This window comes from Citrobacter amalonaticus, from assembly GCF_037053465.1.
GTDB classification, from domain to species: Bacteria; Pseudomonadota; Gammaproteobacteria; order Enterobacterales; family Enterobacteriaceae; genus Citrobacter_A; species Citrobacter_A amalonaticus_H.
In genome coordinates, this window is the sequence record NZ_JBALIF010000001.1 from 80,497 (window position 1) to 103,860 (window position 23,364).

Annotated in this window: 27 protein-coding genes and 1 tRNA gene; 18 read left to right on the forward strand and 10 right to left on the reverse strand. The window is 52.2% G+C overall.

The window, feature by feature from the left end:
- Position 1: 1 nt before the first annotated feature.
- Genes lptA through WB371_RS00395 form a run of 5 tightly spaced genes read right to left on the reverse strand, consistent with a single transcriptional unit; the run spans position 2 to position 3,661 of the window.
- Positions 2-556 carry a lipopolysaccharide ABC transporter substrate-binding protein LptA gene (lptA, locus tag WB371_RS00375; RefSeq protein WP_336218167.1) on the reverse strand — a complete coding sequence of 185 codons (555 nt, stop codon included), beginning with the start codon at positions 554-556 and terminating at the stop codon, positions 2-4.
- Complete coding sequence (gene lptC, locus WB371_RS00380) at positions 525-1,100, reverse strand: LPS export ABC transporter periplasmic protein LptC (RefSeq protein WP_336218168.1); 576 nt, start codon at positions 1,098-1,100, stop codon at positions 525-527. The genes lptA and lptC overlap by 32 nt, the downstream gene beginning before the upstream one ends.
- Complete coding sequence (kdsC, locus tag WB371_RS00385; protein WP_336218169.1) at positions 1,097-1,663, reverse strand: 3-deoxy-manno-octulosonate-8-phosphatase KdsC; 567 nt, start codon at positions 1,661-1,663, stop codon at positions 1,097-1,099. The genes lptC and kdsC overlap by 4 nt, the downstream gene beginning before the upstream one ends.
- A 20-nt stretch (positions 1,664-1,683) precedes the next feature.
- Positions 1,684-2,670 (reverse strand): arabinose-5-phosphate isomerase KdsD, encoded by a 987-nt coding sequence (gene kdsD / locus WB371_RS00390; protein ID WP_336218170.1) that lies wholly within the window; start codon positions 2,668-2,670, stop codon positions 1,684-1,686.
- Between the two features lie 13 nt (positions 2,671-2,683).
- Positions 2,684-3,661 carry a calcium/sodium antiporter gene (locus WB371_RS00395; protein ID WP_336218171.1) on the reverse strand — a complete coding sequence of 326 codons (978 nt, stop codon included), beginning with the start codon at positions 3,659-3,661 and terminating at the stop codon, positions 2,684-2,686.
- Positions 3,662-3,869: 208 nt separating this feature from the next.
- On the opposite strand from WB371_RS00395, the gene mlaF reads away from it, so the two are divergent.
- The 7 genes from mlaF to murA all read left to right on the forward strand — a co-directional run bounded on the left by mlaF (position 3,870) and on the right by murA (position 8,749).
- On the forward strand, positions 3,870-4,682 hold the full coding sequence (gene mlaF / locus WB371_RS00400) for a phospholipid ABC transporter ATP-binding protein MlaF (protein WP_336218172.1): 813 nt from the start codon (positions 3,870-3,872) through the stop codon (positions 4,680-4,682).
- Positions 4,683-4,689: 7 nt separating this feature from the next.
- Entirely contained in the window at positions 4,690-5,472 is a 783-nt protein-coding gene (gene mlaE / locus WB371_RS00405) for a lipid asymmetry maintenance ABC transporter permease subunit MlaE (protein WP_206163187.1), read from the forward strand.
- A gap of 4 nt (positions 5,473-5,476) precedes the next feature.
- Positions 5,477-6,034 carry an outer membrane lipid asymmetry maintenance protein MlaD gene (gene mlaD, locus WB371_RS00410; RefSeq protein ID WP_336218173.1) on the forward strand — a complete coding sequence of 186 codons (558 nt, stop codon included), beginning with the start codon at positions 5,477-5,479 and terminating at the stop codon, positions 6,032-6,034.
- 18 nt (positions 6,035-6,052) lie between these two features.
- Complete coding sequence (gene mlaC / locus WB371_RS00415) at positions 6,053-6,688, forward strand: phospholipid-binding protein MlaC (RefSeq protein WP_336218174.1); 636 nt, start codon at positions 6,053-6,055, stop codon at positions 6,686-6,688.
- Positions 6,688-6,984 carry a lipid asymmetry maintenance protein MlaB gene (mlaB, locus tag WB371_RS00420; protein WP_336218175.1) on the forward strand — a complete coding sequence of 99 codons (297 nt, stop codon included), beginning with the start codon at positions 6,688-6,690 and terminating at the stop codon, positions 6,982-6,984. Before mlaC ends, mlaB begins: the two co-directional genes overlap by 1 nt.
- 198 nt (positions 6,985-7,182) lie before the next feature.
- Entirely contained in the window at positions 7,183-7,437 is a 255-nt protein-coding gene (ibaG, locus tag WB371_RS00425; RefSeq protein WP_042325065.1) for a BolA family iron metabolism protein IbaG, read from the forward strand.
- A 52-nt stretch (positions 7,438-7,489) separates the two neighbouring features.
- Positions 7,490-8,749 carry a UDP-N-acetylglucosamine 1-carboxyvinyltransferase gene (gene murA, locus WB371_RS00430; protein WP_336218176.1) on the forward strand — a complete coding sequence of 420 codons (1,260 nt, stop codon included), beginning with the start codon at positions 7,490-7,492 and terminating at the stop codon, positions 8,747-8,749.
- A 47-nt stretch (positions 8,750-8,796) separates the two neighbouring features.
- On the opposite strand, the gene sfsB is transcribed toward murA, so the two are convergent.
- Positions 8,797-9,084, reverse strand: coding sequence for a DNA-binding transcriptional regulator SfsB (gene sfsB / locus WB371_RS00435; RefSeq protein ID WP_336218177.1), 288 nt, complete (start codon positions 9,082-9,084; stop codon positions 8,797-8,799).
- Positions 9,085-9,313: 229 nt separating this feature from the next.
- On the reverse strand, positions 9,314-10,285 hold the full coding sequence (gene ispB, locus WB371_RS00440) for an octaprenyl diphosphate synthase (RefSeq protein WP_336218178.1): 972 nt from the start codon (positions 10,283-10,285) through the stop codon (positions 9,314-9,316).
- A gap of 258 nt (positions 10,286-10,543) precedes the next feature.
- Between ispB and rplU the strand changes: the two genes are divergently transcribed.
- The 4 genes from rplU (at position 10,544) to cgtA (ending at position 13,414) form a co-directional block, all read left to right on the forward strand.
- Positions 10,544-10,855 carry a 50S ribosomal protein L21 gene (gene rplU, locus WB371_RS00445; RefSeq protein ID WP_000271396.1) on the forward strand — a complete coding sequence of 104 codons (312 nt, stop codon included), beginning with the start codon at positions 10,544-10,546 and terminating at the stop codon, positions 10,853-10,855.
- Positions 10,856-10,874: 19 nt separating this feature from the next.
- A complete protein-coding gene (rpmA, locus tag WB371_RS00450) occupies positions 10,875-11,132 on the forward strand; it encodes a 50S ribosomal protein L27 (RefSeq protein WP_012135319.1) in 258 nt (85 codons plus the stop codon).
- Positions 11,133-11,260: 128 nt separating this feature from the next.
- A complete protein-coding gene (locus WB371_RS00455) occupies positions 11,261-12,226 on the forward strand; it encodes a DMT family transporter (protein ID WP_336218179.1) in 966 nt (321 codons plus the stop codon).
- A gap of 15 nt (positions 12,227-12,241) precedes the next feature.
- Entirely contained in the window at positions 12,242-13,414 is a 1,173-nt protein-coding gene (cgtA, locus tag WB371_RS00460) for an Obg family GTPase CgtA (protein ID WP_336218180.1), read from the forward strand.
- A gap of 88 nt (positions 13,415-13,502) precedes the next feature.
- On the opposite strand, the gene dacB is transcribed toward cgtA, so the two are convergent.
- The gene (gene dacB, locus WB371_RS00465; protein ID WP_336218181.1) at positions 13,503-14,936 is read right to left on the reverse strand and encodes a serine-type D-Ala-D-Ala carboxypeptidase; all 1,434 of its coding nucleotides are present in this window, start codon (positions 14,934-14,936) and stop codon (positions 13,503-13,505) included.
- A 246-nt stretch (positions 14,937-15,182) separates the two neighbouring features.
- Here dacB and greA point away from each other — a divergent pair, with 246 nt between their 5' ends.
- Positions 15,183-15,659, forward strand: a complete 477-nt coding sequence (greA, locus tag WB371_RS00470) for a transcription elongation factor GreA (RefSeq protein ID WP_042291859.1) — start codon at positions 15,183-15,185, stop codon at positions 15,657-15,659.
- A 155-nt stretch (positions 15,660-15,814) separates the two neighbouring features.
- Here the strand turns inward: greA and yhbY are convergent, their stop codons facing one another.
- On the reverse strand, positions 15,815-16,108 hold the full coding sequence (gene yhbY, locus WB371_RS00475; protein WP_041686369.1) for a ribosome assembly RNA-binding protein YhbY: 294 nt from the start codon (positions 16,106-16,108) through the stop codon (positions 15,815-15,817).
- Between the two features lie 125 nt (positions 16,109-16,233).
- Here yhbY and rlmE point away from each other — a divergent pair, with 125 nt between their 5' ends.
- From rlmE to WB371_RS00505, 6 genes are all read left to right on the forward strand, one after another.
- A complete protein-coding gene (rlmE, locus tag WB371_RS00480) occupies positions 16,234-16,863 on the forward strand; it encodes a 23S rRNA (uridine(2552)-2'-O)-methyltransferase RlmE (protein WP_042291855.1) in 630 nt (209 codons plus the stop codon).
- 99 nt (positions 16,864-16,962) lie between these two features.
- Positions 16,963-18,894, forward strand: coding sequence for an ATP-dependent zinc metalloprotease FtsH (gene ftsH, locus WB371_RS00485; RefSeq protein WP_181682830.1), 1,932 nt, complete (start codon positions 16,963-16,965; stop codon positions 18,892-18,894).
- Between the two features lie 88 nt (positions 18,895-18,982).
- Entirely contained in the window at positions 18,983-19,831 is an 849-nt protein-coding gene (folP, locus tag WB371_RS00490) for a dihydropteroate synthase (RefSeq protein ID WP_336218182.1), read from the forward strand.
- Positions 19,824-21,161, forward strand: a complete 1,338-nt coding sequence (glmM, locus tag WB371_RS00495) for a phosphoglucosamine mutase (RefSeq protein ID WP_336218183.1) — start codon at positions 19,824-19,826, stop codon at positions 21,159-21,161. The genes folP and glmM overlap by 8 nt, the downstream gene beginning before the upstream one ends.
- A gap of 228 nt (positions 21,162-21,389) precedes the next feature.
- A complete protein-coding gene (secG, locus tag WB371_RS00500; protein WP_336218184.1) occupies positions 21,390-21,722 on the forward strand; it encodes a preprotein translocase subunit SecG in 333 nt (110 codons plus the stop codon).
- A 13-nt stretch (positions 21,723-21,735) separates the two neighbouring features.
- Positions 21,736-21,822 (forward strand) — tRNA-Leu (locus tag WB371_RS00505).
- A 276-nt stretch (positions 21,823-22,098) separates the two neighbouring features.
- Here WB371_RS00505 and WB371_RS00510 read toward each other — a convergent pair.
- Positions 22,099-23,316 carry a fimbrial protein gene (locus WB371_RS00510; protein ID WP_336218185.1) on the reverse strand — a complete coding sequence of 406 codons (1,218 nt, stop codon included), beginning with the start codon at positions 23,314-23,316 and terminating at the stop codon, positions 22,099-22,101.
- Positions 23,317-23,364: the final 48 nt, after the last annotated feature.

Sequence of the window (23,364 nt, forward strand, 5' to 3'; positions counted from 1 at the left end):
ATTAGTTACTCTTCTTCTGAGCCGGAGCCTGGTCTTTGTTTTTGTCCTGCAACTGCGACGGCACCAGAACGGTGGTCACACGCTTGCCTTTATCACTGAAGGCCTGCATTTTTTGCTCTTTCACCAGATAGGTAATTTTGTCGCCGGTGATGTTGCTGTCGAGCTGTTCCAGGTACGCGTTGCCAGTCAGTACGACAAAGTCTTTAGCCAGCTCATAATGCATTTTTGATGCGTGGCCTTTAACGGGCTTTCCGTTGTCCTGCATCTGATAGAAGGTGGCAGGGTTGCCGAAGCCATCAATAACTTCTTTGCCTTCTTCACCGCCAGGACGCGTCACAACGACTTTATCGGCGTTAATTTTAATGGTGCCCTGGGTCACAACGACATTGCCGGTGAACGTCACGACATTGCCCTGCATATCCAGAGACTGCTGGTCCGATTCGATGTGGATCGGTTGTTCGGTATCGCCAGTGACAGCGAACGCCGGGATGCTGGCGGCCAGAAGTGAGCTGGCAAGCACAAGATTAAGGCTGAGTTTGTTTGTTTTGAATTTCATAGGAGGTTTTAACCTTTTCAATCAGCTCGGCGTTCTTGCTGCGTAAGTTGCCGCGCATTTTCAGTCCGCTGGAGTTAAATGTTGTTCCGTATAACGTCACGAGGTCTTCAGAGGTAACATCCTGCGTTACCAGATTGATCTGCGCGTTATCGGTAGTAATTCTGCGAAGTTGAGCGTCAGGCACCAGCGCGTTGACTTCAACATGGCCATAAAGATACAGCATCCGATCGTTGGTCAGTTTGGCTTTATCGGCCTTGATTGACCACGTCGGGATCTTGTCCTTATCAAACGTCGTTAAGACAGGTTGCGTGAACCACGAAACGGACTCATCGGAATAATATTCAACGTGTTGGGCAATCAGACGATAGCTCAGCGCACCTTCCGGACTATAGACAACGGTATCCGTATGCTCGCTTTTGTAAGTCGGATCGCTCGCATTCACGACGACCTGGGCCGTGTCATCTTTATCGGCCAGATTAATACCAATCAGTACCAGCACGGCCAACGACAGTAGAATGATAACCCAACGTCTGGCTTTACTCATATCGATTGCCCTTTGGCCTCATCAAGCTTACCTTGCGCCAGTAATAATAAATCACAGACTTCACGTACTGCACCGCGTCCACCCGCGATTTTCGTAACATAATCCGCGCGTGGAATGAGTAATGGATGTGCATCCGCCACTGCCACGCTCAGACCGATTTTTTCCATTACCGGCCAGTCGATCAAATCGTCGCCGATATAAGCCACGTTTTCTGGCGCAACGGCCAGTTTTGTCAGGAGATCGTGAAAAGCGGCAAGTTTGTCGGATTGCCCCTGGTACAGATGCGTGATCCCCAATGTGGCACAACGATCTTCTACTAGTTTAGCCTTTCGCCCGGTAATAATAGCGACATCAATACCTGACGTCAGCGCACAGCGAATGCCATAACCATCACGGACATTAAACGCTTTCAGCTCTTCACCGTTGTTGCCCATGTAAATCAGGCCATCCGACAGCACGCCGTCTACATCCAGAATCAGCAGACGGATATTCTCTGCTTTGGCGATAACGTCCGTGCTGACGGGTCCATAACAGGTCGCAAGCGACGCACCTGCTTTGCTCATTTCTTTTTTATCCTTGATTTCTACACGACGCCTGCACGCAGGAGATCATGCATATGTAACACACCGAGTAACTGGTCGCCATCAGCAACCATCACCGAGGTGATATGGCGGGACTGCATTAAGTTCAGGGCATCGACCGCCAGAATTCCTGGACGCACACGAATGCCGCCTGGGGTCATGACGTCAGCAATGCCAAGCTGGCGTACATCAACACCCATATCAAAGACACGACGTAAATCACCATCGGTGAAGATACCATCGATCTTCATCGTGTCATCGCAAATCACGGTCATCCCAAGATTTTTGCGGGTGATTTCCAGCAGCGCATCGCGCAGGCTGGCCTCTTTGGTGACATGCGGGATTTCATCCCCCGTATGCATAATATCATTCACGCGCAGCAGAAGTTTACGCCCCAGCGCCCCGCCCGGATGCGATAGCGCGAAATCCTCAGCGGTAAAGCCGCGCGCCTTTAATAACGCGACAGCCAGCGCATCCCCCATCACTAACGTGGCGGTGGTGCTGCTTGTCGGCGCAAGACCAAGTGGGCAGGCTTCTTTCGGTACTTTAACACACAGATGCACATCTGCAGCACGCGCCATACTGCTTTCTGGTCGTCCGGTGATGCAGATAAGCTGAACTTGAAGCCGTTTAAGGACCGGAATGAGTGCGGCGATCTCGCTGGATTCGCCGGAGTTGGAGATGGCAATCACCACATCCTGCGGCGTCACCATGCCCAGATCGCCGTGGGCGGCTTCGCCCGGATGAACGAAGAATGAGGAGGTGCCGGTACTGGCAAACGTGGCGGCCATTTTACGCCCGATATGCCCCGATTTCCCCATGCCCATCACCACCACTTTGCCGGTGCAGTTGAACATCTTTTCACACGCGAGGGTGAAATCCTGGTTGATGTACTGATCAAGCTCCGCCAGGCCTTCACGTTCAATCGCCAGGACCTCTTTACCGGCTTGCTGAAAGTCAAAACCCGGTTGTAACGCTAAGTGCGACATAATCTGTTTCCAGTTATCCAACGAGAAGCGGCGATAGCCAATACAACATCGCCAGCCATACGATAAAACCGCCGGTCAACAACACTCCCGCACCGCGACCGGACTGGCGGGGACGCCGCCAGCAGAGTAATGCAAAGATGATGCTGACCAACAGCATCACGCTATAGTCACGGCTGAACGCCAGTGGGTTCACCTCGCCCGGCGTGATCAGGGCCGGGAGGCCAAGAACCAGAGTAAGGTTAAAAATGTTCGCCCCAATGATGTTGCCCACTGCAATATCGTTTTCGCCTTTGCGCACACCAGCAATGGCGGTTGCCAGTTCCGGCAGGCTGGTGCCAATTGCGATGATCGTTAAGCCAATTGTCAGTTCGCTCATCGCGAAGTAATTGGCAATCACGGTGGCATTATCCACCACCATTCGGGTGGCCATTGGCATGATTATGAGCGCAACGCCCAACCATAAAAAAGCAACGGGCAAGCCACCTTCGCGTGGCAATTCTGCCAGTTGCTCCCGTGTGAGACTGTCATTACCCTGATGCTCAGCAAGGCGGGCGATTTTAACAATGAACAGCAGCCATAGCACGGCCAGCAGTAGCAGGAAAATACCATCACTGCGGCTAAGTTGTCCGTTATACAGTACGGATCCTGCCACTACGCTTACGAATAACATTAGCGGCAATTCACGACGCAGAATATCGGAATGCACAGTAAAAGGGTGGATCAGTGCGGCAAGCCCAAGGATCAACAAAATGTTCGTAATATTGGAGCCGATCGCAGTTCCGACGGCTAAATCTAATTGCCCGTGCAGCGAGGCGGCGAGCGAGACGATCATCTCCGGGAGAGATGTGCCTATACTGACGACTGTCATGCCGATAATCAACGGTGGGATCCCAAAGGTTCGGCACAAAATAGATGCGGCAAACACCAGACGGTCGGCGCCGTAGACGACCAATAATAAACCAATAATTAACAGCGCCGTGGCTAAAAGCATCTAAAGTCCTTTCTTCAGGTATACTCGCCGGTTCACCGGGATCGTCTGGAAACCGTAACGAAGTCCTAATTTTGACTTTATGCAGCTAAAAAGTAAAACAAATGCCAGCTTTCGCTAACCAGCGCAGGTAATATTCTGTAAATATGTTGGGTTCATGGTCAAATTTAGCACCATGCTGAGATCAACAAGCAAGACGAAGGATGAATCAATGGGTGAGTCTGTGGCGAATTTAGTCGATATGCGCGACGTGAGCTTTACGCGTGGCGACCGCTGCATTTTCGATAATATTTCCCTGACGGTGCCGCGTGGAAAAATCACCGCGATAATGGGGCCATCGGGTATCGGTAAAACGACGCTACTTCGCCTGATCGGTGGACAAATTCCGCCTGATAAAGGAGAGATCCTGTTTGATGGTGAGAACATTCCGGCAATGTCCCGTTCGCGGCTCTATACGGTACGAAAACGGATGAGCATGCTGTTTCAGTCCGGGGCGCTGTTCACCGATATGAACGTATTTGATAACGTAGCCTATCCGCTGCGTGAACATACATCGCTTCCTCCGGCCTTACTGAAAAGTACGGTGATGATGAAACTGGAGGCTGTCGGCCTGCGTGGTGCGGCAAAACTAATGCCTTCAGAACTCTCCGGAGGGATGGCGCGTCGGGCGGCGCTGGCGCGCGCCATTGCGCTGGAGCCGGATCTCATCATGTTCGATGAACCCTTTGTCGGTCAGGATCCGATCACCATGGGCGTGTTGGTTAAACTGATTTCAGAATTAAACAGCGCGCTGGGCGTTACCTGCATCGTGGTTTCTCACGATGTACCGGAGGTACTGAGCATTGCGGATTACGCGTATATAATGGCGGACAAAAAGATTGTGGCCCACGGCAGCGCCCAGGCGTTGCAAGAGAATGACGACCCGCGTGTCCGTCAGTTCCTGGATGGTATTGCTGACGGACCAGTTCCGTTCCGCTATCCGGCGGGCGATTATCACTCTGATTTACTCGGAACAGGGAGTTAAGCCACTTATGCTGTTAAATGCACTGGCGACGCTGGGACATAAGGGCATCAAAACCCTCAGAACGTTCGGGCGTGCCGGGTTAATGTTGTTCAATGCGCTGGTGGGCAAACCAGAGTTTCGCAAACATGCGCCGCTGCTGATTCGCCAGCTTTATAATGTCGGCGTCCTGTCGATGCTGATTATTCTGGTTTCTGGCGTGTTTATCGGTATGGTGCTGGGGTTGCAGGGGTATCTGGTCCTCACCACTTACAGTGCGGAAACCAGCCTGGGTATGCTGGTAGCGCTGTCGCTACTGCGTGAACTCGGACCGGTCGTAGCCGCATTACTGTTTGCGGGTCGCGCGGGATCCGCGTTGACCGCCGAAATTGGCCTGATGCGCGCGACAGAGCAGCTTTCCAGTATGGAAATGATGGCGGTTGATCCGCTGCGTCGGGTGATCTCGCCGCGTTTTTGGGCGGGCGTAATTTCGCTGCCGCTGCTGACGATTCTGTTTGTGGCCGTTGGTATCTGGGGAGGATCTCTGGTCGGCGTAAGCTGGAAGGGGATTGATGCCGGTTTCTTTTGGTCCGCTATGCAGAATGCTGTCGACTGGCGTCTGGATCTGGTGAACTGTTTAATTAAAAGCGTGGTGTTCGCCATCACGGTAACCTGGATTGCATTATTCAATGGCTATGATGCGATTCCGACCTCGGCGGGAATTAGCCGGGCAACCACACGCACCGTTGTGCACTCGTCGCTGGCCGTTCTGGGGCTGGACTTTGTGCTGACCGCATTGATGTTTGGGAATTGAGTTCATGCAAACGAAAAAAAATGAAATTTGGGTGGGGATCTTCCTGTTAGCTGCCCTGCTGGCCGCACTGTTTGTCTGCCTGAAGGCGGCGAATGTGACCTCCATGCGCACAGAACCGACCTACACGATTTACGCGACCTTCGATAATATCGGCGGTCTGAAAGTGCGTTCGCCGGTACGTATAGGCGGGGTGGTTGTTGGCCGTGTATCAGATATCTCATTAGATCCGAAAACCTACTTACCGCGCGTCACGCTGGATATTGAAGAACGCTATAACCACATTCCTGATACCAGTTCGCTGAGCATCCGTACTTCCGGTTTGCTGGGGGAACAATATCTGGCGCTGAACGTCGGTTTTGAGGATCCTGAGCTGGGAACGTCTATCCTGAAGGATGGCGGCACAATTCAGGACACGAAATCCGCGATGGTGCTGGAAGATATGATTGGTCAGTTCCTTTACAACAGCAACAGTAAAGGGGATGACAATAAGAATAGTGGTGATGCGCCAGCGCCGACTGAAGGCCATAATCAAACCACTGGGCCCGCGGGCGCAACGAATTAATCTCAGGAGAATCGAACTATGTTGAAACGCTTACTGATGGTGGCGCTACTGGTAATTGCACCGCTGAGCGCGGCCACCGCAGCCGATCAGACCAACCCTTATAAGTTGATGGATGAAGCCGCGCAGAAAACCTTCGACCGCCTGAAAAATGAACAACCGAAAATCCGCGCTAACCCGGATTACCTGCGTGATGTGGTTGACCAGGAGTTATTGCCTTATGTTCAGGTAAAATATGCCGGGGCGTTGGTGCTGGGGCGTTACTATAAAGAGGCGACCCCCGCACAGCGTGAAGCCTATTTCGCCGCGTTTCGCGAATACCTGAAACAGGCTTATGGTCAGGCGCTGGCAATGTACCACGGTCAGACCTATCAAATTGCGCCGGAACAACCGCTGGGCGATGCGACCATCGTACCCATTCGCGTGACTATTCTTGACCCGAATGGCCGTCCACCGGTGCGTCTGGATTTCCAGTGGCGTAAGAATAGCCAGACGGGACACTGGCAGGCTTATGACATGATCGCTGAAGGTGTCAGCATGATCACCACCAAACAGAATGAGTGGAGCGATCTGTTGCGCACGAAAGGAATTGATGGTCTGACTGCGCAACTGAAATCTATCGCGCAGCAGAAGATCACGCTGGACGAGAAGAAGTAATGACACAGTCACTCAGCTGGACACGTGACGGTGACAAGCTGGCGCTTGCGGGAGAGCTGGACCAGGATGTGCTGAATCCGTTATGGGATGCGCGCGTCGAGGCAATGAGCGGTGTGACCTGCATCGATCTCAGCCAGGTTTCCCGGGTTGATACCGGTGGGCTGGCACTTCTGGTTCACCTCATCAATCTGGCGAAAAAGCAAGGTAACAGCGTTTCGTTGCAGGGTGTGAATGACAATGTTTTTACCCTCGCAGAACTCTATAACTTGCCAGCTGACGTTCTTCCCCGCCTGTAATCCATGCCGGATGGCGGCGTATACGCCTTCTCCGGCCTACATTTCTTCTCGTTCTCGTAGGCCGGATAAGATGCGTTAGCGTCGCCATCCGGTTTTTTACGGTGATGATTTAGCAGCTTGACCTTTTGCTTATTTATGACAGCGCAACTTTGCTCTAAGATGTTGGGCTGTTTTCACAATCTGACGAATGAAGAACCCATGGAAAATAATGAAATTCAGAGCGTGCTGATGAATGCACTCTCCCTCCAGGAAGTCCACGTCTCTGGCGATGGCAGTCACTTTCAGGTTATTGCCGTGGGTGAGATGTTTGATGGCATGAGCCGGGTGAAGAAACAGCAGTCGGTCTATGCGCCGCTGATGGAGTACATTGCGGATAACCGCATTCATGCTCTGTCGATCAAAGCGTACACCCCCGCAGAGTGGGCGCGCGATCGTAAACTAAACGGTTTTTGAGCTACGGGTGACGTACCGGTAGCGACGATGAATTTTAACTGAGAACAACATCATGGATAAATTTCGTGTACAGGGGCCAACCACGCTCCAGGGCGAAGTCACAATTTCAGGCGCAAAAAACGCGGCATTACCTATTCTTTTTGCGGCGCTGTTAGCAGAAGAACCGGTAGAGATCCAGAACGTCCCAAAACTGAAAGACGTCGATACCTCAATGAAGCTTTTGAGCCAGCTTGGTGCGAAAGTCGAGCGTAATGGCTCTGTGCATATTGATGCGCGCGGCGTCAACGTGTTCTGCGCCCCGTATGAGCTGGTGAAAACCATGCGCGCATCGATTTGGGCGCTGGGACCTCTGGTTGCCCGCTTCGGTCAGGGACAGGTTTCACTGCCCGGTGGTTGCACGATCGGCGCCCGCCCGGTTGACCTTCATATCACCGGTCTGGAGCAACTGGGAGCGACGATTACCCTGGAAGAAGGCTATGTGAAAGCATCCGTTGATGGTCGTCTGAAAGGCGCGCACATCGTCATGGATAAAGTCAGCGTGGGCGCAACGGTTACCATCATGTGCGCCGCGACGCTGGCAGAAGGTACTACCATCATTGAAAACGCAGCCCGTGAGCCGGAAATTGTCGACACCGCCAACTTCCTGATTACGCTGGGTGCGAAAATCAGCGGGCAGGGTACTGACCGTATCACCATCGAAGGCGTAGAGCGTTTGGGCGGCGGTGTTTACCGTGTCCTGCCAGACCGTATCGAAACCGGGACGTTCCTGGTGGCAGCGGCGGTCTCTCGTGGCAAAATTGTCTGCCGTAACGCGCAACCGGACACCCTTGACGCGGTGCTTGCAAAACTGCGTGATGCCGGTGCCGATATCGAAGTGGGTGAAGACTGGATCAGCCTTGATATGCACGGCAAACGTCCGAAAGCCGTTAACGTGCGTACTGCGCCGCATCCGGCATTCCCGACCGATATGCAGGCCCAGTTCACGCTGTTAAATCTGGTTGCGGAAGGAACAGGATTCATCACCGAAACCGTGTTTGAAAATCGCTTCATGCATGTGCCTGAATTGACCCGTATGGGCGCGCGTGCGGAAATCGAAAGCAACACCGTAATTTGCCACGGTGTCGATAAGCTTTCCGGCGCACAGGTTATGGCGACAGATCTGCGTGCTTCGGCAAGTCTGGTGCTGGCAGGGTGTATTGCAGAAGGCACGACGGTTGTCGATCGTATTTACCACATCGATCGCGGGTACGAGCGTATTGAGGATAAATTGCGCGCGTTAGGCGCAAATATCGAGCGCGTGAAAGCCGATTAAACATCATCGATGAATAGCCCCATCGCGATGGGGCTACTGTGTCTGATCTACTCTACATCCTGTTTTTCCCGACGCGCTGCTCGCATCAGACGCGTTCTGTCAATAAATTCATGTGTATTTGCATCATGGTAGCGTGACGGCCAGATCACCCACGGTTCCGTGCCGAGTGCTTTCGCGATGATGAGCTCACCTTTCGGCCACGGCCGGGTTAAGGCATTTGCCAGTGTGGATGAACTTAATCCATTTTTGCGTGACTCGGCCGCCATGGATGTCCCTTTTTTACGTAATCCTGCGATGATGTCTGCGGGATGCCAGTCAATGAATTTACTCTCCATTTTCTCCTCGCTTATGGTCATTCATCGTTGATTTAAACAATCAACCTGCAATAGGACACTATACGCTCAGAGAACGAATGTTCTAAAAAGTTCTTGTAAGTGATTTTTACATTCAGAATATACCAAGATGGAATTGGCGTTATTACAGGGGTTTTTGGATTTTGATTTATATTTATTGGAATTTTCATGAATCATCTCGCGCAAACTGCGCGAGATGATTAAAGGAGGGTTAGCGGTCGCGCTGTACAGCGATATGCGCCAGGCCAATCAACGCCTCGCGCCATTGGGAGTCAGGGAGAACTTGCAGCGCGGCGATGGCTTTGTCCGCCTCTTCTTCGGCGCGCTGGCGAGTCCACTCCAGTGAGCCGCTGGCGTTCATTGCTTCCAGAACTGGCTCCAGAAGATGTCGGCCGTTTCCTTGTTCAATCGCGCTACGGATCATTTGCGCCTGCTCTGGGGTGCCGTTACGCATCGCATGTAGCAGCGGTAACGTGGGCTTGCCCTCGTTAAGGTCATCGCCAACGTTTTTACCGAGCTGCTCACCGTCGGCGTTGTAATCCAGCAAATCATCAATCAGCTGGAAAGCGGTCCCCAGATAGCGTCCATAATCCTGCAGCCCTTTTTCTTCTGCAGCGCTACAGCCCGCAAGAATGCCCGAACATTGTGCCGCCGCTTCAAACAGGCGCGCTGTTTTACTGTAAATAACGCGCATGTAGCTTTCTTCGGTAATATCCGGGTCGTTGACGTTCATTAATTGCAGGACTTCGCCTTCGGCAATGACGTTAACCGCCTCTGACATCACTTCCAGCACCTTCAGTGAACCGAGGCTGGTCATCATCTGGAAGGCGCGGGTGTAGATAAAGTCGCCAACCAATACGCTGGCGGCATTACCAAACGCAGCGTTCGCCGTCGCTTTACCACGCCGCATATCGGATTCATCCACCACATCATCATGCAGCAGGGTGGCGGTGTGGATAAACTCGATTAACGCCGCAATAGTGACATGCGCATTTCCCTGATAGCCAACGGCACGCGCGGCGAGCACGGCAATCATAGGACGAATGCGTTTACCACCCCCACTGACAATGTAATAGCCTAACTGATTGATCAGTTGGACGTCAGAATTAAGCTGTTCAAGGATTGTCGCATTCACTCCCGCCATATCTTGCGCGGTTAACTCATTGATTTTTTCTAAATTCATCGCAAAAGCCGGGCTTTTCGCCCTGTTTACCTCATCATGCCTCAAGGTAACTTAGGGTTTAGGGTTAGAAATATATGCTGATTGTACTGAAAAAACGCCGCAGATAAACGTTACCGTACACGTTGTGTTTTTTTTCTTCATGGATTGACTGTAGCACTTGTCAAAGGCTCACGTTTTGCGTAATATTCGCGCCCTATTGTGAATATTTATAGCGCGCTCTGAATCATTGAAAAGGTGTGCGCGGAAGCGGAGTTTTTTATGTACGCGGTTTTCCAAAGTGGTGGTAAACAACACCGAGTAAGCGAAGGTCAGACCGTTCGCCTGGAAAAGCTGGACATCGCAACTGGCGAAACTATTGAATTCGCTGAAGTTCTGATGATCGCAAACGGTGAAGAAGTCAAAATCGGCGTTCCTTTCGTTGATGGCGGCGTAATCAAAGCTGAAGTTGTTGCTCACGGTCGTGGCGAGAAAGTTAAAATCGTTAAGTTTCGTCGTCGTAAACACTATCGTAAGCAGCAGGGCCACCGTCAGTGGTTCACTGATGTGAAAATTACTGGCATCAGCGCCTAAGACCTGAGGAGAGATTTAAATGGCACATAAAAAGGCTGGCGGCTCAACTCGTAACGGTCGCGATTCAGAAGCTAAACGCCTGGGCGTTAAGCGTTTCGGTGGCGAAACCGTTCTGGCGGGGAGCATCATCGTTCGTCAACGTGGTACCAAGTTCCACGCGGGCACTAACGTAGGTTGCGGTCGTGACCACACTCTGTTTGCTAAAGCAGACGGCAAAGTGAAATTCGAAGTTAAAGGCCCGAACAACCGTAAATACATCAGCATCGTTGCTGAGTAAGTTTTTCGTGGTCCGGTAACGGATGAAAGCCCCGCACCCTGTTGCGGGGCTTTTTACATTCGACGGCCGGTAAATATGCTCGTAAACCGCGTAGTTCCGGATAACGAGCCCTTGCAGGGAAAACGGGCATGAAGCAGCAGGCTGGCATTGGCATTCTTTTGGCACTCACAACCGCGATTTGTTGGGGGGCTTTGCCAATTGCAATGAAGCAGGTGCTGGAGGTGATGGAGCCTCCTACCGTCGTGTTCTACCGCTTCCTTATGGCCAGCATTGGTCTTGGAGCGATTCTGGCCGTGAAGCGCAAGCTTCCGCCGCTGCGCATTTTTCGCAAGCCGCGTTGGTTGGTCCTGCTGGCGATTGCCACTGGCGGACTCTTTGGTAACTTCATCCTGTTTAGTTCTTCCCTGCAGTATCTCAGTCCGACGGCATCGCAGGTTATTGGTCAACTGTCGCCAGTAGGCATGATGGTCGCCAGCGTATTTATCCTGAAAGAGAAAATGCGTGGTACACAGATTGTCGGCGCGATAATGCTGTTGAGTGGGCTGGTGATGTTTTTTAACACCAGCCTGATAGAAATTTTTACCCGTCTGACCGATTACACCTGGGGTGTGATTTTTGGCGTCAGTGCGGCAATGGTCTGGGTAAGTTATGGCGTCGCGCAAAAAGTGTTGTTGCGCCGTCTGGCGTCACCGCAGATCCTGTTTTTACTGTACACTTTATGTACGATAGCGTTATTGCCGTTGGCGAAGCCTGGGGTGATAACGCAGCTCAGCGACTGGCAGCTCGCCTGTTTGATTTTCTGTGGGCTGAATACGCTGGTAGGATATGGCGCCCTGGCGGAAGCGATGGCGCGTTGGCAGGCAGCGCAGGTGAGCGCGTTGATTACGCTTACTCCGCTGTTTACGCTGTTATTTTCAGATCTTTTATCTATGGCCTGGCCCGATTTCTTCGCCAGACCGATGTTAAACCTTTTAGGTTATCTCGGTGCGTTTGTCGTGGTTGCGGGCGCGATGTACTCCGCCATTGGTCATCGTATTTGGGGCGGATTACGTAAGCATGAATCGGTGGTATCGCAGCCCCGCTCAGGCGAATGATTTACGGAGAGTAAAATGAAGTTTGTTGATGAAGCAACAATTCTGGTTGTTGCTGGCGATGGCGGTAATGGTTGTGTAAGCTTCCGCCGCGAAAAATACATCCCGAAAGGCGGCCCGGATGGCGGCGATGGCGGTGATGGCGGCGACGTCTGGATGGAAGCCGACGAAAACCTGAACACCCTGATAGACTACCGTTTTGAGAAATCTTTCCGCGCAGAGCGTGGTCAGAATGGCGCCAGCCGTGACTGCACCGGTAAGCGTGGTAAAGATGTCACCATTAAAGTGCCGGTCGGTACGCGTGTTATCGACCAGGGTACGGGCGAAACCATGGGCGATATGACCAAACACGGTCAGCGTCTGATGGTGGCAAAAGGCGGCTGGCATGGTCTGGGCAACACCCGTTTTAAATCGTCAGTAAACCGTACGCCGCGTCAGAAAACGATGGGGACACCGGGCGATAAGCGCGATCTGCTGCTGGAACTGATGCTGCTGGCCGACGTGGGAATGCTGGGTATGCCTAACGCGGGTAAATCGACCTTTATCCGTGCGGTCTCTGCGGCGAAGCCTAAAGTGGCGGATTATCCGTTTACTACGCTGGTCCCGAGTCTTGGCGTTGTTCGTATGGACAACGAGAAGAGCTTTGTGGTTGCCGATATTCCTGGCTTGATTGAAGGGGCGGCAGAAGGCGCGGGTCTGGGGATCCGCTTCCTGAAACACCTGGAGCGCTGCCGCGTATTGCTGCATCTCATCGATATCGATCCGATTGACGGTTCTGATCCGGTTGAGAACGCGCGCATCATCATTGGCGAGCTGGAAAAGTACAGTCAGGATCTGGCCTCCAAACCGCGTTGGTTAGTCTTCAACAAAATCGATCTGCTGGATAAGGCCGAGGCCGAAGAGAAAGCCAAAGCCATCGCGCAGGCGCTGGGCTGGGAAGATAAATACTATCTGATCTCAGCAGCAAGCCAACTGGGCGTGAAAGATCTTTGCTGGGATGTGATGACCTTTATCATCGAGAACCCGATTACTCAGGCGGAAGAAGCGAAGCAGCCGGAGAAAGTGGAGTTCATGTGGGATGATTATCATCGTCAGCAGCTCGCTGAAGTGGAAGATGAAGCGGAAGATGACTGGGATGACGATTGGGACGAAGACGACGAAGAAGGCGTCGAGTTCATTTATAAGCGTTAATCTTATTGCCGGATGGCGCTGATGCTTATCCGGCCTATGATGTAGGCCGGATAAGACGTGCTAACGTCGTCATCCGGCATCATGCCAGCTAGTTGTTCTGATAAATATCTTTGTACAACCGACTTTCGAAACGCACCAGCGGAATGCGGCGGTTACGCTGATCCGTCGGCTCTACGGCATAACCCGACAGATATTGCACAAACGCCATTCGCTGCCCGCTTGCGGTGGTAATAAAGCCCGCAAGGTTGTATACGCCCTGCAATGACCCCGTCTTCGCGGAAACCTTACCATCCACTCCCGCCTGATGCAGACCAGCACGGTATTGCAAAGACCCGTCATAGCCCGCCAGCGGCAGCATAGAGATGAAGTTGAGTTCGTTGTCATGCTGCGCAATATATTGCAGAACCTGCATCATGGTTGCGGGCGCAATCAGGTTATGGCGCGAAAGACCGGAGCCATCGGCAATGATTGTGTTGCCGATATCCACTCCTGCTTGCTGACGCAGAATCTGGCGCACGGCATCGGAACCCGCACGCCACGTCCCTGGGACATTGAAACGCGCATGGCCAATCATCCGGAAGACGGTATCGGCAATCATGTTGTCGGATTTTTTCAGCATTATCTTAAGCAGGTCATGTAGCGGAGCCGATTGCTTACTTGCTACGACAGTTCCCGGCTCATTGACTTGCGTCTGGCGCAACAGCGTGCCGCTGTAGGTGATACCCGCTTGTTTTAGCTCATCTTTTAAAATCGCACCGGCGTAGCTGGCACCGTCCTGGATAGCAAAAGCTAAAGGGAGAGGCTCGGAACGTTGGGGCAAGCATCCAGTCAGCGTGAAGCGATTCAGGTCGCCCGGAACCACGTCCAGCTCACAATATTGCGCTTCCGCAGAACCGCGTGGAAGGGTGCGAACCTGGCTGAACATGGTCACGGGATAGTAGGATGCTACGCGAATGTAGGCCAGATCGTTGGCTTTTTGCGCACTGTAGAGCGAAATCGAGAAGCAGTTCCTGTCGACAATCGCGGCTGCCGGTGGAGCGCTGAAGCATTGGGTCATGTCGTTCCAGGGCCACCCTGGCGCTTTATCGTGACTGGCAAAAATAGAGGTATCAATGAGGACGTTGCCGCTAATTTGCGTCACGCCTGATTTTTTCAGGTTTGCGACCATATTGCGAATATCCTGACGTTTTAACGTCGGATCGGCACCAAATCGCGCAATCAGATCGCCCTTCAGCACACCCGCGTCAACGCTGCCTTTGGTCTCCAGCGTGGTGGTAAAACGGAAGTCCGGGCCGAGTTGTATCAACGCCGCCAGCGCGGTAATGACTTTTTGTGTACTGGCAGGAAGCGCCATTTGCTGACTATGGTAATCAATGACGGGAGACGGCGCGCCGACCTTTTGAACCATAAGGGCAAGGTTGGCTCCGGCAGGAAGTTGGTTGATGTACTCGTCTACGTTCGCGGCCTGAACGCTGAACGTCATACTGGTGGTCAATCCGATGATAAATCTGGAAAATCGCATAATCTCGCGCTAACAACCTGGAAACAAGCCGTCATACTACGGCGCAATGCCCTGGAAAGTAAACGATGACCCATAGGGAACTCCAGGGTAAAATGAGTATCATATTAAGAATTGTAGCTGACCTGGACCTTGTATCCGGGTCGGTATTTTTTTGCTTCTGGCCCGGGTATACACCATACCTGGGCAGGCTTAACAGCCGGGGTATGGCGTTAGCCCCCCTACAGGAATGTTAAAGAGGTATAACAAATGCAAGCGATTCCGATGACCTTACGTGGTGCAGAAAAATTACGTGAAGAGCTGGATTTTCTGAAATCTGTGCGCCGCCCTGAAATTATCGCCGCTATCGCCGAAGCGCGTGAACATGGCGACCTGAAAGAGAATGCGGAATATCACGCGGCGCGTGAACAGCAGGGGTTTTGTGAAGGTCGTATCAAAGATATCGAAGCGAAGCTGTCGAATGCGCAGGTGATTGATGTCACCAAAATGCCGAATAATGGCCGCGTTGTCTTTGGCGCGACGGTCACCGTTCTGAATCTGGATAACGACGAAGAGCAGACCTGGCGTATCGTGGGTGATGATGAAGCCGACTTCAAACAGAACCTGATTTCAGTGAATTCACCGATAGCGCGCGGCCTGATTGGTAAAGAACAGGATGACGTTGTGGTCATCAAAACGCCGGGTGGAGAAGTCGAGTACGAAATCACCAGGGTTGAATACCTGTAAGAATTTCCCAATACTCAAGATGTTGATGTATTGTAAAGAAAGGAAAAAGGCCGCATAGCGGCCTTTTATCAACGAAGAGAGCGTGGCATTTTGCTCTCCTGCCCACGGAAAATCCCTCGTTTTACACAGATTTTGTGTTGGCTTTTAGGATATTCTTAGCGCGGCAGCGAGATTTTGCGTTCTTTACTCGGGCGATAAAGCACCAGCATTTTACCGATGACCTGTACGTTACAGGCGCCGGTTTCGCGCACGATAGCGTCCACGATCAAGGTTTTTGTTTCGCGATCTTCTGACGCGACTTTCACCTTGATAAGTTCATGGTGCTCTAACGCTTGTTCAATCTCGGCCAGTACCCCTTCGGTCAAACCATTATTGCCAAGCATAACGACCGGCTTGAGCGGATGTGCCAGACCTTTCAGGTGCTGTTTTTGTTTAGTACTCAGATTCATCGTATTTTTTGCTTACGTTGGGATTGAAAACGGGTCATTCTACCGCCATCTCCCATATATCGCCAAATAGTGCGTGGAAATTTACGCCGTATGGCAACGATGTTCTGCCCCGATGGGAAAGTTAAATGACAGGTAAGAAGCGTTCTGCCAGCTCGAGTCGCTGGCTTCAGGAACACTTTAGCGATAAATATGTTCAAGAGGCACAGAAAAAGGGGTTGCGTTCCCGTGCCTGGTTTAAACTTGATGAAATACAGCAAAGTGACAAACTTTTTAAGCCGGGAATGACGGTTGTTGATCTCGGTGCAGCGCCAGGAGGCTGGTCACAGTACGTGGTCTCGCAGATTGGCGGTAAAGGCCGTATCATCGCTTGCGATCTTTTACCTATGGATCCAATCGTTGGTGTGGACTTTCTTCAGGGCGATTTTCGTGATGAACTTGTTATGAAAGCGCTGCTGGAACGCGTGGGTGACAGTAAAGTACAAGTTGTCATGTCAGATATGGCACCAAACATGAGCGGAACACCGGCGGTGGATATCCCCCGTGCCATGTATCTGGTGGAACTGGCGTTAGAAATGTGTCGTGATGTGCTAGCGCCGGGTGGCAGTTTTGTTGTGAAGGTGTTCCAGGGCGAAGGTTTCGATGAGTATCTTAGGGAAATTCGCTCCCTGTTTACGAAGGTGAAAGTTCGTAAGCCGGACTCTTCTCGCGCACGTTCGCGTGAAGTGTATATTGTAGCGACCGGGCGTAAACCATAACTGGTCGATTTCAGACGGAAGTTTGAAAGACGCTGGATATAGAGTATCCTGACGCTGTTTTTAACACAGTTGTAATAAGAGGTTAATCCCTTGAGTGACATGGCGAAAAACCTAATACTCTGGCTGGTCATTGCCGTTGTGCTGATGTCAGTATTCCAGAGCTTTGGGCCCAGCGAGTCTAATGGCCGTAAGGTGGATTACTCTACCTTCCTGCAAGAGGTCAACAACGACCAGGTTCGTGAAGCACGTATCAACGGACGTGAGATCAACGTTACCAAGAAAGATAGTAACCGTTACACGACCTACATTCCGGTAAACGATCCGAAGCTGCTTGATAACCTGCTGACTAAGAATGTCAAGGTTGTTGGTGAACCACCAGAAGAACCGAGCCTGCTGGCTTCTATCTTCATTTCCTGGTTCCCGATGCTGTTGCTGATCGGTGTCTGGATCTTCTTTATGCGTCAGATGCAGGGCGGCGGTGGCAAAGGCGCCATGTCGTTCGGTAAGAGCAAAGCGCGCATGCTGACGGAAGATCAAATCAAAACCACATTTGCTGACGTCGCAGGCTGTGACGAAGCGAAAGAAGAAGTGGGCGAACTGGTTGAATACCTGCGCGAGCCGAGCCGCTTCCAGAAACTGGGTGGTAAAATCCCGAAAGGCGTCCTGATGGTCGGTCCTCCGGGTACTGGTAAAACCTTGCTGGCGAAAGCCATTGCAGGGGAAGCGAAGGTCCCCTTCTTTACCATTTCGGGTTCTGACTTCGTGGAAATGTTCGTGGGTGTCGGTGCTTCTCGTGTGCGTGACATGTTCGAACAGGCCAAGAAAGCGGCACCGTGCATTATCTTCATCGATGAAATCGATGCCGTAGGCCGCCAGCGTGGCGCTGGTCTGGGCGGTGGTCACGATGAACGCGAACAGACGCTGAACCAGATGCTGGTTGAGATGGATGGTTTCGAAGGTAATGAAGGTATCATCGTTATCGCGGCAACTAACCGTCCAGACGTACTTGATCCTGCGCTGCTGCGTCCAGGTCGTTTCGACCGTCAGGTTGTGGTCGGTCTGCCGGATGTTCGCGGTCGTGAACAGATCCTGAAAGTGCATATGCGTCGTGTACCGCTGGCACCGGATATCGATGCGGCAATTATTGCCCGTGGTACCCCCGGTTTCTCCGGTGCGGACCTGGCTAACCTCGTGAACGAAGCGGCGCTGTTTGCCGCACGTGGTAACAAACGCGTCGTTTCAATGGTTGAGTTCGAGAAAGCGAAAGACAAAATCATGATGGGTGCGGAACGCCGCTCCATGGTGATGACGGAAGCGCAAAAAGAATCGACGGCTTACCATGAAGCGGGCCACGCGATTATCGGTCGTCTGGTGCCGGAACACGATCCGGTGCATAAAGTGACCATTATCCCGCGTGGACGCGCGCTGGGTGTGACTTTCTTCCTGCCTGAAGGCGATGCGATCAGCGCCAGCCGTCAGAAGCTGGAAAGCCAGATCTCCACGCTGTATGGCGGTCGTCTGGCAGAAGAGATCATCTACGGCGTAGAACATGTTTCTACCGGCGCGTCGAACGACATTAAGGTTGCGACCAACCTGGCGCGTAACATGGTGACCCAATGGGGCTTCTCCGACAAACTTGGTCCGCTGCTGTATGCGGAAGAAGAGGGTGAAGTGTTCCTGGGCCGTAGCGTTGCGAAAGCGAAGCATATGTCTGATGAGACTGCGCGTATCATCGACCAGGAAGTGAAAGCCCTGATTGAGCGTAACTACAATCGTGCGCGTCAGCTCCTGAATGACAACATGGACATCCTGCATGCCATGAAAGATGCGCTCATGAAATATGAGACCATCGATGCGCCGCAGATTGATGACCTGATGGCTCGCCGTGACGTTCGCCCGCCAGCCGGTTGGGAAGAGCCCGGTTCTAACAATTCTGACAACAATGGCACACCTCGTGCGCCGCGCCCGGTTGATGAACCGCGCACGCCGAACCCAGGTAATACCATGTCAGAGCAGTTAGGCGACAAATAAGTCACCGTTGTTGATGACTGCGTTTTATTGAAAACCCTGGGGCTTGCTCCGGGGTTTTTTCTTATCAATTTCGACCAGGGATAACACCATGAAACTCTATGCCCAGGGCACTTCACTGGATCTCAGCCATCCGCATGTAATGGGGATCCTTAACGTTACACCAGATTCATTTTCTGATGGTGGAACGCATAACACGCTGATTGACGCGGTGAAACACGCCAATCTGATGATTAACGCGGGGGCAACTATCATTGATGTCGGCGGCGAGTCTACGCGCCCTGGCGCGGTGGATGTGAGTGTGGAAGAGGAGTTGTCGCGAGTTATTCCCGTGGTTGAGGCAATCGCGCAACGTTTTGAAGTCTGGATTTCTGTGGATACCTCAAAACCTGAGGTCATTCGGGAATCAGCAAGAGTGGGCGCTCACATCATTAACGATATTCGCTCGCTCTCTGAGCCTGGCGCGCTGGAGGCGGCGGCAGAAACCGGTTTGCCGGTTTGCCTGATGCATATGCAGGGCCAGCCGAAGACCATGCAGGAAGCGCCCAAATATGAGGACGTGTTTGCAGAGGTTAATCGCTACTTTATTGAGCAAATAGCACGTTGTGAAAGGGCTGGCATCGCAAAAGAGAAATTGTTGCTCGACCCGGGGTTCGGTTTCGGTAAAAATCTCTCTCACAATTATACATTACTGGCGCGACTGGCTGAGTTCCATCATTTCAACCTGCCGCTGCTGGTGGGCATGTCACGTAAATCGATGGTGGGCCAACTGCTCAACGTGGGGCCTTCAGAGCGCCTGAGTGGTAGCCTCGCTTGTGCGGTGATTGCCGCCATGCAAGGGGCGCAGATCATTCGTGTCCATGACGTCAAAGAAACCGTAGAAGCGATGCGTGTGGTGGAAGCCACATTGTCCGCAAAGGAAAACAAACGCTATGAGTAACCGCAAATATTTTGGTACCGATGGGATTCGCGGTCGTGTGGGTGATGCGCCCATTACCCCTGATTTTGTGCTCAAACTGGGCTGGGCTGCAGGTAAGGTTCTGGCGCGTCATGGCTCGCGCAAAATCATCATCGGCAAAGACACTCGTATTTCCGGTTATATGCTGGAGTCAGCTCTGGAGGCCGGTCTGGCTGCTGCGGGGTTGTCCGCCTCATTCACCGGCCCCATGCCGACTCCGGCGGTGGCATACCTGACGCGTACTTTCCGTGCGGAAGCGGGTATCGTTATCTCCGCATCGCATAACCCGTTCTATGATAACGGTATTAAGTTCTTCTCTATCGACGGTACCAAACTGCCGGATGCCGTAGAAGAGGCGATTGAAGCGGAGATGGAAAAAGAGATCACCTGCGTGGATTCAGCCGAGCTGGGTAAAGCCAGCCGTATTGTGGACGCGGCCGGGCGTTACATCGAATTCTGCAAAGGTACATTCCCGAATGAACTGAGCCTGAACGAACTGAAAATTGTGGTGGATTGCGCCAACGGCGCGACTTATCACATTGCTCCCAACGTACTGCGTGAGCTGGGTGCGAAGGTGATTGCTATTGGCTGTGAGCCAAATGGTGTCAACATCAATGAAGAAGTGGGTGCCACGGATGTGCGGGCTCTGCAGGCGCGTGTTGTTGCGGAGAAAGCCGATTTAGGTATTGCGCTGGATGGTGACGGCGATCGCGTGATTATGGTCGATCATGAAGGCAATAAAGTCGATGGCGATCAGATCATGTATATCATTGCCCGTGAAGCGCTGCGTCAGGGGCAACTTCGTGGTGGTGCAGTCGGTACGTTGATGAGCAATATGGGGCTGGAAGTGGCGCTGAAGCAACTGGGCATTCCGTTTACCCGTGCGAAAGTGGGCGACCGCTACGTGCTGGAACAGATGCAGGAAAAAGGCTGGCGTATTGGTGCAGAAAACTCCGGTCACGTCATTCTGCTCGATAAAACCACCACCGGTGACGGCATTGTAGCGGGCTTACAGGTACTGGCGGCAATGGTGCGTAACCATATGAGCCTTCATGATCTGTGCAGCGGTATGAAGATGTTCCCGCAGATTCTGGTGAATGTGCGCTACACCGCAGGCAGCGGCGACCCGCTGGAAAATGACACAGTGAAAGCGGTCACAGCAGATGTGGAATCCGCGCTTGGAAGTCGTGGCCGCGTGCTGCTGCGTAAGTCTGGAACTGAGCCCCTTATCCGTGTGATGGTGGAAGGTGAAGATGAAGCGCAGGTGACAGAGTTTGCCCATCGCATTGCCGATGCCGTTAAAGCGGTGTAAGCGCAAACTGAACTGCATAAAAAGGCGGCATTAGCTGCCTTTTTATTGCCGGGAAACGAGGCTTTTGCTGTTTTTTTCCGCAGTTGATACAATGCACTGAAATTGCCCTTGCGAAGGTCATTCGCTTTGGTTAGTATTCACACCCGCTTCAGTGGGAAACAGTAAAAATTCCCGCTTTATTGGTCAGAAGCATTGGTATGCGGCAACTCCGCAAGGAACAGGTTGATTATGTACGAAGCTCTTTTGGTAGTTTTCCTTATTGTGGCAATTGGCCTTGTAGGCTTGATCATGCTGCAACAAGGTAAAGGCGCTGATATGGGAGCCTCCTTCGGAGCAGGCGCTTCCGCTACGCTGTTTGGTTCAAGTGGTTCTGGTAACTTCATGACCCGTATGACGGCTGTACTGGCGACGCTGTTCTTTATCATCAGTCTGGTGCTGGGCAATATCAATAGCAATAAAACCAATAAAGGAAGTGAGTGGGAAAATCTGAATGCGCCGGCGAAAACCGAGCAAACTCAGCCAACTGCTCCGGCTAAGCCGACCAGCGATATCCCACATTAATAGTAGTATCTGTGCTGAGGTGGTGGAATTGGTAGACACGCTACCTTGAGGTGGTAGTGCCCTAACGGGCTTGTGGGTTCGAGTCCCATCCTCAGTACCAAATTCCAGAAAAGAGACGCTGAAAAGCGTCTTTTTTTTCGTCTGTCGTTTGGATGATCTTTTGCTTTTGCCACTCTTTTACTCACTTTGCTGCTGCACGGCGCAAGCTTATCGGGCCTGGAAAGATGGTATAACGAATTGATATTGTAGTCTTGCCTGGGCCGGATAAGGCGTCAGCCGCCATCCGGCAAGACCTTCGCAGGGGGCTACAACCTGAGGAGCCGCTAAAACGGCTCCTTTTTAATAATGTCGCTGACAGGAAATGGAGGTAAACCGTTCAGTTATAGTTAATCAAAAATGTCACTTTGCCGTTTGCCTTCCCTGGGGTAATCGTCGTGTTTGTCTGGATGTAACGGGCATACAGAGGTACGGCTATCGTGCTGCGACCATCCTTTGGTAAAACCATCACTTGCGCCTGGCTCAGATTGAAAGGTACAGGGTTACCTTCCCCCCAACCCAGCTGAATACCCACTCCTGAGGCTGCTGGCGTCGCCGTCGAATCCAGTCCCATTACACCATTCGGGCCGTCTACAACAGAGGTATTTGGGGTAAACTGCGCGCTGATAGCATTCGCCGTCGATGCCGGTATTGAACCCGTGCCACCTGCGTTACCGATGAAAATTTGAGCCGTATTGCTTTGGTTATAAAACCCATAAAACGTCGGACAGTTTTTTAATTCCAGCCCTGCGCGCACCCAGCCGGTTTTCGAGCCGACGCCGCTGAACGCCTGGCTGATGTCATGAGTACCCAGGTTAACATTCACATCCGGTGTGATACAGCTTTGTGTGTTCACCGTAATGCTGGCATCAAACTGCAAAATGTTCGACGAAATCGGCAGTCCGGTCGCCCCCGTATAACCGCTGATATTGTCATAGGTCAGTCTGATTTTTGGTAGTGTGCTCGCACTCAGGGTGTAGCTTCCCGGTGATATAGGTCCTGTTTTGATAAGCTCAATGAATCGTGTCGCTCCACTCGTCCTTTGCACTCCCAGCGGCACATTATTTGAAGCCGTCATATTGAGCAACCGACGCTCCTCGGTCCTGGCGATATGGGTGATTGGACTGACACCATCGGTAAATACAACGCCGATCCCAGGGATACCGGAATCATATACGCTGTTGCCATACATCGTGCTGGTGTTAACTAATGGCCGGGAAACGTTTTCGACAATCGAGTTCATCGCAAAACTAAACGCTTCCTGATTTCTTGATGACCCGTAACACACCATATGTTCTCCGCTCGGCGCCTTACTGCTCCAGGAACCGCGATAAATCACGGTTCCTACGGGTATATCCTGGCCCGCGGAGATATTCATCGGCGCCAGCCGGATCGTATCAATAATGGGAGGATTGGCAGAGCCGGGCACACAGTTGACTGTCGCCCAGGTCACCGGGCTGAAGAGTAAACAGGTTGCGCCCGCGAGGGGCCGTAAGTTTTTCCGCTTTGACACCTGCGCGAGTGCGATGATGTGATGTGAAATGGCGTTAATATTCATTATATTAGTGCTCTGAGATAGTGATTGCAGCCAGAGGTCAAGTCTGGC

What these genes read in the sequence shown, in the direction of transcription:
- lptA (WP_336218167.1), bottom strand. Translation starts at nt 556, where the DNA reads ATGAAATTCAAAACAAACAAACTCAGCCTTAATCTTGTGCTTGCCAGC.
- lptC (WP_336218168.1), bottom strand. Translation starts at nt 1,100, where the DNA reads ATGAGTAAAGCCAGACGTTGGGTTATCATTCTACTGTCGTTGGCCGTG.
- kdsC (WP_336218169.1), bottom strand. Translation starts at nt 1,663, where the DNA reads ATGAGCAAAGCAGGTGCGTCGCTTGCGACCTGTTATGGACCCGTCAGC.
- kdsD (WP_336218170.1), bottom strand. Translation starts at nt 2,670, where the DNA reads ATGTCGCACTTAGCGTTACAACCGGGTTTTGACTTTCAGCAAGCCGGT.
- WB371_RS00395 (WP_336218171.1), bottom strand. Translation starts at nt 3,661, where the DNA reads ATGCTTTTAGCCACGGCGCTGTTAATTATTGGTTTATTATTGGTCGTC.
- mlaF (WP_336218172.1), top strand. Translation starts at nt 3,870, where the DNA reads ATGGGTGAGTCTGTGGCGAATTTAGTCGATATGCGCGACGTGAGCTTT.
- mlaE (WP_206163187.1), top strand. Translation starts at nt 4,690, where the DNA reads ATGCTGTTAAATGCACTGGCGACGCTGGGACATAAGGGCATCAAAACC.
- mlaD (WP_336218173.1), top strand. Translation starts at nt 5,477, where the DNA reads ATGCAAACGAAAAAAAATGAAATTTGGGTGGGGATCTTCCTGTTAGCT.
- mlaC (WP_336218174.1), top strand. Translation starts at nt 6,053, where the DNA reads ATGTTGAAACGCTTACTGATGGTGGCGCTACTGGTAATTGCACCGCTG.
- mlaB (WP_336218175.1), top strand. Translation starts at nt 6,688, where the DNA reads ATGACACAGTCACTCAGCTGGACACGTGACGGTGACAAGCTGGCGCTT.
- ibaG (WP_042325065.1), top strand. Translation starts at nt 7,183, where the DNA reads ATGGAAAATAATGAAATTCAGAGCGTGCTGATGAATGCACTCTCCCTC.
- murA (WP_336218176.1), top strand. Translation starts at nt 7,490, where the DNA reads ATGGATAAATTTCGTGTACAGGGGCCAACCACGCTCCAGGGCGAAGTC.
- sfsB (WP_336218177.1), bottom strand. Translation starts at nt 9,084, where the DNA reads ATGGAGAGTAAATTCATTGACTGGCATCCCGCAGACATCATCGCAGGA.
- ispB (WP_336218178.1), bottom strand. Translation starts at nt 10,285, where the DNA reads ATGAATTTAGAAAAAATCAATGAGTTAACCGCGCAAGATATGGCGGGA.
- rplU (WP_000271396.1), top strand. Translation starts at nt 10,544, where the DNA reads ATGTACGCGGTTTTCCAAAGTGGTGGTAAACAACACCGAGTAAGCGAA.
- rpmA (WP_012135319.1), top strand. Translation starts at nt 10,875, where the DNA reads ATGGCACATAAAAAGGCTGGCGGCTCAACTCGTAACGGTCGCGATTCA.
- WB371_RS00455 (WP_336218179.1), top strand. Translation starts at nt 11,261, where the DNA reads ATGAAGCAGCAGGCTGGCATTGGCATTCTTTTGGCACTCACAACCGCG.
- cgtA (WP_336218180.1), top strand. Translation starts at nt 12,242, where the DNA reads ATGAAGTTTGTTGATGAAGCAACAATTCTGGTTGTTGCTGGCGATGGC.
- dacB (WP_336218181.1), bottom strand. Translation starts at nt 14,936, where the DNA reads ATGCGATTTTCCAGATTTATCATCGGATTGACCACCAGTATGACGTTC.
- greA (WP_042291859.1), top strand. Translation starts at nt 15,183, where the DNA reads ATGCAAGCGATTCCGATGACCTTACGTGGTGCAGAAAAATTACGTGAA.
- yhbY (WP_041686369.1), bottom strand. Translation starts at nt 16,108, where the DNA reads ATGAATCTGAGTACTAAACAAAAACAGCACCTGAAAGGTCTGGCACAT.
- rlmE (WP_042291855.1), top strand. Translation starts at nt 16,234, where the DNA reads ATGACAGGTAAGAAGCGTTCTGCCAGCTCGAGTCGCTGGCTTCAGGAA.
- ftsH (WP_181682830.1), top strand. Translation starts at nt 16,963, where the DNA reads ATGGCGAAAAACCTAATACTCTGGCTGGTCATTGCCGTTGTGCTGATG.
- folP (WP_336218182.1), top strand. Translation starts at nt 18,983, where the DNA reads ATGAAACTCTATGCCCAGGGCACTTCACTGGATCTCAGCCATCCGCAT.
- glmM (WP_336218183.1), top strand. Translation starts at nt 19,824, where the DNA reads ATGAGTAACCGCAAATATTTTGGTACCGATGGGATTCGCGGTCGTGTG.
- secG (WP_336218184.1), top strand. Translation starts at nt 21,390, where the DNA reads ATGTACGAAGCTCTTTTGGTAGTTTTCCTTATTGTGGCAATTGGCCTT.
- WB371_RS00510 (WP_336218185.1), bottom strand. Translation starts at nt 23,316, where the DNA reads ATGAATATTAACGCCATTTCACATCACATCATCGCACTCGCGCAGGTG.